This window comes from Imperialibacter sp. (genome assembly GCF_040222815.1).
Taxonomy (GTDB): Bacteria; Bacteroidota; Bacteroidia; order Cytophagales; family Cyclobacteriaceae; genus Imperialibacter.
In genome coordinates, this window is record NZ_JAVKCH010000049.1 from 1 (window position 1) to 7840 (window position 7840).

Below are 7840 nucleotides of genomic sequence, written 5' to 3' on the forward strand. Positions count from 1 at the left end.
CAGACTCAGACTTCATTAAAATTTCCCATCTGCGGAATAGGTCCAGAAATTTTAATAAATTCACACAACACGCACCTATCAAACCATGGCCCCCGCAGAGCAAGCGCTCAAGGCAAGGCCACAGTTGATAGCTGGACGTTATCTTCAATAGACCTTCAGAACGGAAAAATTGCTGAAAAAGGCTTTTTACTGGATTGGATTAGTTTGCAGTAGTCTGACCTTATCTGTTGGGTCTGCAATATTTATACTTTGGTGGGCAGCAAGGGCATTCTTTGCGATTGACTTATCGAGGCTTGGAGGATTTGGGCTGATGTGGATCATTATTTCAGTTCCACTAGCTTTAATTGGACTCGTTTGCAGTGGAATCGCTGCAGGTTATGACTCAAACAGTAAATGGTTTAAAGACGGTCTCCCTTTCATTATCTCATTTTCTAATATTCCTGCACTTTGGATAATTCTTACCCTTGAAACTAACATTGCCGAACGGACCTACTTTGAACTTCGAAATAGATCCGACAAGAACATCGACTGTGTGACTCTAGAATCAGTGTCATTTACCAAAGAATTGGGAAGCTTAAAGCCAGGAGCATCTCTAGTAAGCTACTATGTGCCGAGATATCTAGGCGGACAGAATGACCAAAGTATGCCGGCCGTTGAAGAAGTGAGGGTAGTCTTTCATACCAAGGCTGACAGTGTAACAAGGACAATGCCCTACGCCATGATGGGCTGGTGCGAACGGATCGCTGTAACAGATAGCTTGACCCTCCAACAATAAAAGAAGATAACACAAAGCTAAGACACCATGGGGTCTCTGCTGCAAGGAAATCGCAGTGGGGATTGCAGTCCCCGCCACTTTGTGTATTTTTATCATCGGCGTGGCTAAGTACGGACGGCGGCGGAATCTCTCAACAATCCCCACGTTGCTTAGCTGGGCGTTAGCCACAATTATAGAATCAAATGTTCAGTAATATCACCAACTCTTTAAGAGATAATCTTATTCAAAAGGCAACCAACCCATTTCTTGGAACATTTGCAATTGTTTGGATTGTTCGAAATTGGAAATTTGTGTATTCCCTCTTCTATTTCGATTCAACCTTCAAGCTGAATGATAGAATTAATGCCATTTCAGAATACTTTAAAGATTATGATTTTTGGAGCTTTCTCGTCACAGTATTATTAACACTACTCGTGATGCTTTTTACTTATGTGATGCTAAATGTATCTAGGTTAATTGTGAATTTCTTTGACAAAATTGTTTCACCACAGATTTACAAGATAACTGATAAATCTAGCATCGTTCTCAAATCGGACTATCAGAAACTAGAACAGCAGATTTCAACGCTTGAAGCCAAAGTGCAAGAGGAAAGAGAGTCAAGGCTAAAGGCTCAGAACGAAAATGAAGCTCTTGAAAAAAGAATTGCTGAACTATTATCACGAACCAACGAACCCGATCAGATCCAACCTCCAGTAAGTCAACAGCCAAAAAGAACAAAAACATTAGATGCAAAAAAGAAAGACAGCAAAGCGGAATTAATCTTTAACAAATTAAAAACTGAAAATAAACTGAAGGATTTCGAAGATATTGCCTCAGATATTTTAAACGGTGAAACTTTGCAAAAAGGAAGAGAAATCGTTCGGGAAAGTTCAAAAATTGGATTAATTGAGCCTGGAAACTATAGTGGCCCTCCAGATTGGTATAACTATAAACTAACACCTACGGGTAAAGAAATTCATGAAATCTTACTCATGGAACAATTAAAAAGTGGCTAACATATGCTATGAATGAATGGGGTTTCATCGGTCAGGAAATTTTCGTGGGGATTGGAAAGTCCGCCACTAGTTTTAAATTTAAATCAAGGCGTGGCTATGTGCGAGACGAGAGCTTAGTGCTATCTAATCCCCACTCATCATAGCCAGGCGTTATCTCTCATATCCTGCATGACGAAAAAAGAACTACTGAGCATTGCCATCAAGATTTTCGGGCTCTATTACTTTGTGAGCTTTGCCCAGCACATAACGGAATTCCTTTTCCTGGCATTTGGGGACAGCTTATTTGGAAATGGGCAACTTGACAGCTGGATAGTCTACTCGGGGATTTCCTTAACTGCTTTGACCGACCTGGCTTTTGCTTACTTCGCTACTTTCAAGACGGAACTGATAACTGACCGGATTTCTAAATCAGATACTGGGACGGTTGAACTGACTACCTCTAAAACAGACCTGATCGAAGTAACGCTAGCTATGATCGCTGTAGTGGCCATCGTGTTTGCAATTCCCGACATCCTCGCTGGAATCGTTGATAATATTTATTTTCACAACCACGACGAGAGTGTTTTCTGGACGCCTGCTACCAAGACGGTCACTTTCCGGTCAGTTTTCACACTGTTTGCTGGTATCTTTCTGCTGTTGAATTCAAGAAACTTTGCCAAGAGGATTGTCGGGCGAGGACAACTGGACGACAGACGAGACGAAGAAAAAGAGAGATAACACAGCGGTAAAAATGAATGTGGGCTTCACCAGTTATCATAGGTTAGTCGGCTTGGATTGTCCGCCACAAATTATAATTTTATCATCGGCGTGGCTAAGATGTAGTGGAAGCGGAGCTGCATAAAACTCCCACACTCACTTTACCGAGGCGTTAGCGAGCACTGCCAGAACGTAGAAACATGATCATAGGAAACAGAGAAACCATTTCTTTTGAACTTTCGGGCTTCACGGGCGGTCTGCTGAACGTCAACTTCTATCTCGGCAATAGACTGGTTACCGATGAACCAGCTCACGCACCAACCTATTCCTACTCATTTCAGAAGAACCTTGCACGACTGAGAATTGGGGACTTTAAAAATCAACGTCTCAACGGGCTAACACCTATTCAACTCGTTAGAACAATTGAAACTGAACGAAACTCAAATGAACCTCAGTTTTTTAAACACCTTCTTCAGATAGACGAAACCATTGACCAGTTTCAGATTTACCTTTTGGAGACGAACGGACTAACCTCTTTCACATGGTACAACTCGAACGAACGTGCCTTCAATTCAGAGGAAGACTATAACAAAATTTACTCAACTGAACTATCAACTTCTGAACTTACCTCAACTCTGGAACGGCTAAATTCTGAACTGGAGAAAGAGCTCGCTAACACAGGGCTATAGCGAATGGGGCTCTCAGTTGTGAAGAAACGGCTGCTGGCTTGGAATCTCCGCCACATAGTTTAATTTTATCATCGGCGTGGCTAAGTGTAAGTGGGCAGCGATGTGCATAATAGAACCCCACTCGCCATAGCCAGGCGTTATCCGCAAAGGCCTAGAGAACGGAACTGAAAAACGAAATTGAAATTCAATCCTCCAATAGCAACCCGAACGACAGAAGAGCTAGTTGCCATAGTGCAATTTCCAGATGACTGGAACGCTGAGGCTGTGAAGCAGGCGACTGCTGAGCTCACCAGCCGTGATGTAAAAAAGGACGAGCAGCTTCGGATCGCAAAACAACTTCAAAAGGAACTCAAAGAATTCAATGACCAGATAGATCTGGAACGAAGTCAAGAACGCTACAGCTATCTCGATATGTTTTTTATGGTACTCAAACTGCCAAAGACAATTCTGAGCGACTGGCGACTTAAGGCTGACGGGTTTCATACTAAGCATAAACAACGCCTTTATATCATTGGTCTTGGATGTAGCCTTTGGACGATCGCCGGGTTCTATTTGGCGGACGCAGTGAAGACCGAAAAGGTCGAATGGCAGAACGAGGTGAACAACCAAGACATCTACGAATGGGAAAGAGATTACTACTCGGATGAAGAGTTTGCCATCCGACGGAGGGAATCTATAGAGTCGGCAATTCAAACGGTCAAGGTCAATGACGCTCGTGGAATAGCTACCGTAGTTATTCTCGACTCGGATACAATGCAAACCTCAGAAATTGAGCTACTTCGAGACTTAGACCCTCTGACAATTCGGGACGTGGTTGTTGAGACGGATCCGCAGACTGCAGAATCCCAGCTGATTCGGGTAAAACTGGTGAAAAAAGCGGATAACACGAGGCTATAGCGAATGGGACCCTAGTCGGTAAACTGTCCACGATTGGCTTGGATTGTCCGCCACAAAGTATAATTTTATCATCGGCGTGGCTAAGTGCAGGTGGGCAGCAAAGTGCATAAAACAACCCCACTCGCCATAGCCGGTCGTTGTGAGCAATGATATGCAGTACTTGACAAGCAGAACGAAAAATCAGCTATTACTGGCGGTGGTAGTAATTCCATTACTTGGAAGTATTGGTATGGTGCTGCTGGACATTCAATATATTCACTGGCTGTCAATATCTGGATTAGTTGCCCTCCTTTGGCAGCTTGGAACAATTTTCAAGCTGAATGCACTGCTTAATAACGAATTCGACTTGACAATTACCAAAGTCATCGGAGCTACTTGGTCTGTACTGCTAATCATTAGTGTCTTCCGGTTCTTTCTTAATGACCTTGCTGAAGCTACTCTAGGATTAGATAGGGGTTGGTTTGTGATTTCAGTGATGACTATCAACTTGTCATACCTTTATATCAGCTACATGCTAACGAGGCTTTACATGCTCGCAACAACTGGACGTGACCCCAGCGGGCTAGAATTATTTCCGACGTACTTATATTTTCTGATTTACCCCATAGCGATTTGGAAATACCAAGACACTCTGCAAAGAACCGAAAAAGCTCACAACACAAAGCTAAGATATCATGGGGCCACAGCTGCAAGGAAATGACAGTGGGGATTGCAGTCCCCGCCACTTTGTGTATTTTTATTCATCGGCGTGGCTATTTGCGGAGGGCAGCGGTATCTCTTACCAATCCCCACGCTGCTTAGCTGGTCGTTGTAGCCCATAATCTTGCTAAAGGTGATACTCATAAACGCACAAGAAAAAGGCTCTCGTTTCAAGCCGCTCAGTAAATGGCTGAAGAGCGAGCATATAACCCCTCATCCTGATCAGGTCTCCACGATAAAAGCACTCACGACTTGCTTTCAGACTGCAAGTTCCAAAAAAGCCGATGGAAAAATTACTTCTCTACCAAAACCTGATGATCAAAAAAGATTTCGCCATACTTAACTTTCAAAAAGTAAGTCCCCGGTTCTAAGTCGTCAATCTCGAACGCAAGGTCTGCTTCCCCGGTATCATATTTGATGGTAAGTGACTTCTCCGTGTCCGACTTTTCGAACTCTCGTACTTTCATTCCATCACCATCAACCAAATAGACATAGTCCAACGAGTGTGATGTCTCTTCAGCATTAGAAAAAGTTAGTGTTAATTTATCTGACGATGGATTTGGGTAGTAAGAGTAGGGTTGATACCCACACGGGTACAAATAGAATGTGTAGGATGCGGAACTACAGCTACCCGAAGCAGTACCAACTACCCTAAGAAACCCAGTCAAACTCACACTGCAATTCGATCCGGAGGGAGTGATTGATCCGTTTGAAGCTAAGTAAGGTGGGTCTATGGCCCATGAGAATGAGGTAGTACTGCCTGATGGGTTTAATGCCAAAAAGCCACTACCACAAATGTAGTTCGAAGATTGTGCTGGCTGGCTATTTACTGTCGGGCTCAACGTAATTGAGTTTAGTGAGGCAACATTTTGAAAAAGGGGATTCGTTAGTGCGGTTTGTCTTAATAGATTTTGTTGCATGGGTGATAACCACGACATACAGGGTGGAATTGTGTATGACATTACATTCGTCATATTTGAAGTCGGGTTGCTCGAGATATCACAATTTGAATTTGGATAAAACTGGCAGGTAGTCGGATTGATACAATTCTGATCGAATACATTATCGACAGGGGTATCGCTAAGCCCATCATTATCTCCTGTCATTGTGTGGTTGAGTCCCAGGCAATGACCAATTTCATGCGCTACTACTCGGGAAAGTGCAATATCATATGAGGCCAACGGAAATCCGGATGGCTGAGCAGTTCTTATTCCGGAGACTACCAACTCTTTCGAGGGAATACCGTTCGCAAATCCACCCTGGAACTGGGTGTTTGGTGCACACACATAAATGTTAATGGCATTTGCTTGAGCATTTTTATCAGGCTGACCAAAAATTCCTGGAAAAGCAAGCTCAGGAGTAGCAGGATCAATATATTGTGGTTTTATCCAGGTTCGGTAGCCAACTAAATTGAAATAGATATTATACGGGTTGTAAACGGCATTTATATTTGCCATAATAGAAGTCCTTGTCGAGGTTGAGTAGCCGCCGCTGGCTGTTGCATCTCTTAAAAAATGGATGTAAACGTTGACTGTCATGGGGCATGAAGAGGAAGAACTATATGCTCCAATGGGTACCTGTAGTTCTGTTTTGGATACTGCCCCGGAATCGTCAGTTAAGCACATGCTTCCGCTTTTTTGTCCAAAGCACACATTATGTGAGACCCAAAGCAGAAGGAGTGTTAAGGTTAAGTTTTTCATAAAAGATTAGTTACATCTATTCTTGATCCCCACCGTTACCTTATACAAATGCAAAGAATCGGTGTTGTAGGCAACAAGATCGCTGAACGTTTTAGCGTAAATATTAACGTCTACTATTGTTAAAATAAGATTGCCGTAGATCGCAAACCTGGTGTGATGCAATGGGTCTAGGTCTTCGATTTCGCAGACCGGGAAATCAGGGGAGGTTATAGGGCGGTTCTCCAGGCATTTATAAAAACTGAAATAGGGAATATCTGCCTCACAATCAGGGCTGCTTAGAGACATATAGACCTTTGACTCCAAGTCACAGTATCCACATTGGTCTAAAGCACAAAGGTCACGGATATCATCAAACTTGAGGTAAACCTCATTGTTTTTGGTTAGTCTAACGCTATCGTTGAAACTGAGTGTAACCACCGTGTCTTTCTCTAGTCTGACAGATGTTAATTGGTTCTCACATAATGTATCTGGTCCTTGCTCTTTGTCGCATCCACAGAGAAAAGCTAAAACAAAAAAAGTAACAAAAGTAGGCTTCATGTTATTGAGTGCTGGTTATTTGCTAAGCAACAAAATTATTTACCAAAATACAATTTACTAGAAATAGTATTATTTCAGATAAAATAAGTTAATTGTTTTTATTTATCGTATTTAGAACACATACTGAACCTGATACATTAGATTGGATAGCACCTAAAAGTTCTCTCTTAAATTCAGTTTACCTGGGTGCCGCATGGAACAAAAGAACCTATGAAAGGCATGTCATTAACGAGTGTGCTCCTAGCTTTGTCAATACTTCTGATACTTCAATAGCGAGAGGCAATTGTAGCAGGCTAAAACAAGGCACACAAAACAGCCATATCATCTAGTGCCTTAGTCGATTTAAGGCCCAGACCTCTAAAGTAATTGTCCGAAGTTGGAAAAACTGTCCTGTCAAGCCGCTGGTCAAACAACTGAAGTGCAAGCGTACAGCTCCTCATCTCGATTAAACCGCCACTGCCACCACACCTTCTGTAAACGAACAGTCTGCAAGGCAATAGACAACTACAACCCAAGGACTGCTCTCCTTCTTAGGGCGCTGCCAGAAAATTGAAAGGGCCACAACACAGGCCTAAAAATGAATGTGGGCCTTGTCGGTTTTCTAGCATTCGCTGGCTTGGATTGTCCACCACAAAAGTTAATTTTATCATCGGCGTGGCTAAGTGGTGATGGATGCGGAGCTGCATAAAACTCCCCCACTCATTTTAGGCAGGCGTTGTGTGCAATACGCACCTTCATTACTTCACAACGCTTATTTTTCGCCAGGACGCTGCCAGAGTCGGCGGCACCACTCCATCAGAGAGGCAGGAGTGGCTATAGAAACTTGAGAGGAAGTCTTTGGACGGCTACACC

General features: G+C 43.0%; 8 protein-coding genes. 7 read left to right on the forward strand and 1 reads right to left on the reverse strand.

Annotated features, from left to right (window positions below):
- The 7 genes from RIF36_RS24985 to RIF36_RS25015 form a co-directional block, all read left to right on the forward strand.
- On the forward strand, window positions 1–213 hold a 213-nt coding region (locus RIF36_RS24985; RefSeq protein ID WP_350128342.1), incomplete at its 5' end, for a hypothetical protein.
- The gene (locus tag RIF36_RS24990) at window positions 170–775 is read left to right on the forward strand and encodes a hypothetical protein (RefSeq protein WP_350128345.1); all 606 of its coding nucleotides are present in this window, start codon (window positions 170–172) and stop codon (window positions 773–775) included. The genes RIF36_RS24985 and RIF36_RS24990, both read left to right, overlap by 44 nt.
- Before the next feature lie 182 nt (window positions 776–957).
- Window positions 958–1770: a hypothetical protein gene (locus tag RIF36_RS24995; protein ID WP_350128348.1), complete on the forward strand. Its 813-nt coding sequence runs from the start codon at window positions 958–960 to the stop codon at window positions 1768–1770.
- A gap of 168 nt (window positions 1771–1938) precedes the next feature.
- Window positions 1939–2487 carry a hypothetical protein gene (locus RIF36_RS25000; RefSeq protein WP_350128350.1) on the forward strand — a complete coding sequence of 183 codons (549 nt, stop codon included), beginning with the start codon at window positions 1939–1941 and terminating at the stop codon, window positions 2485–2487.
- 179 nt (window positions 2488–2666) lie between these two features.
- Window positions 2667–3155 (forward strand): hypothetical protein, encoded by a 489-nt coding sequence (locus RIF36_RS25005; RefSeq protein WP_350128353.1) that lies wholly within the window; start codon window positions 2667–2669, stop codon window positions 3153–3155.
- Window positions 3156–3332: 177 nt separating this feature from the next.
- Window positions 3333–4052, forward strand: coding sequence for a hypothetical protein (locus RIF36_RS25010; RefSeq protein ID WP_350128356.1), 720 nt, complete (start codon window positions 3333–3335; stop codon window positions 4050–4052).
- A 139-nt stretch (window positions 4053–4191) separates the two neighbouring features.
- Window positions 4192–4752 (forward strand): hypothetical protein, encoded by a 561-nt coding sequence (locus tag RIF36_RS25015; protein ID WP_350128359.1) that lies wholly within the window; start codon window positions 4192–4194, stop codon window positions 4750–4752.
- Window positions 4753–5044: 292 nt separating this feature from the next.
- Here the strand turns inward: RIF36_RS25015 and RIF36_RS25020 are convergent, their stop codons facing one another.
- The gene (locus RIF36_RS25020; RefSeq protein WP_350128362.1) at window positions 5045–6451 is read right to left on the reverse strand and encodes a M43 family zinc metalloprotease; all 1407 of its coding nucleotides are present in this window, start codon (window positions 6449–6451) and stop codon (window positions 5045–5047) included.
- Window positions 6452–7840 lie beyond the last annotated feature (1389 nt).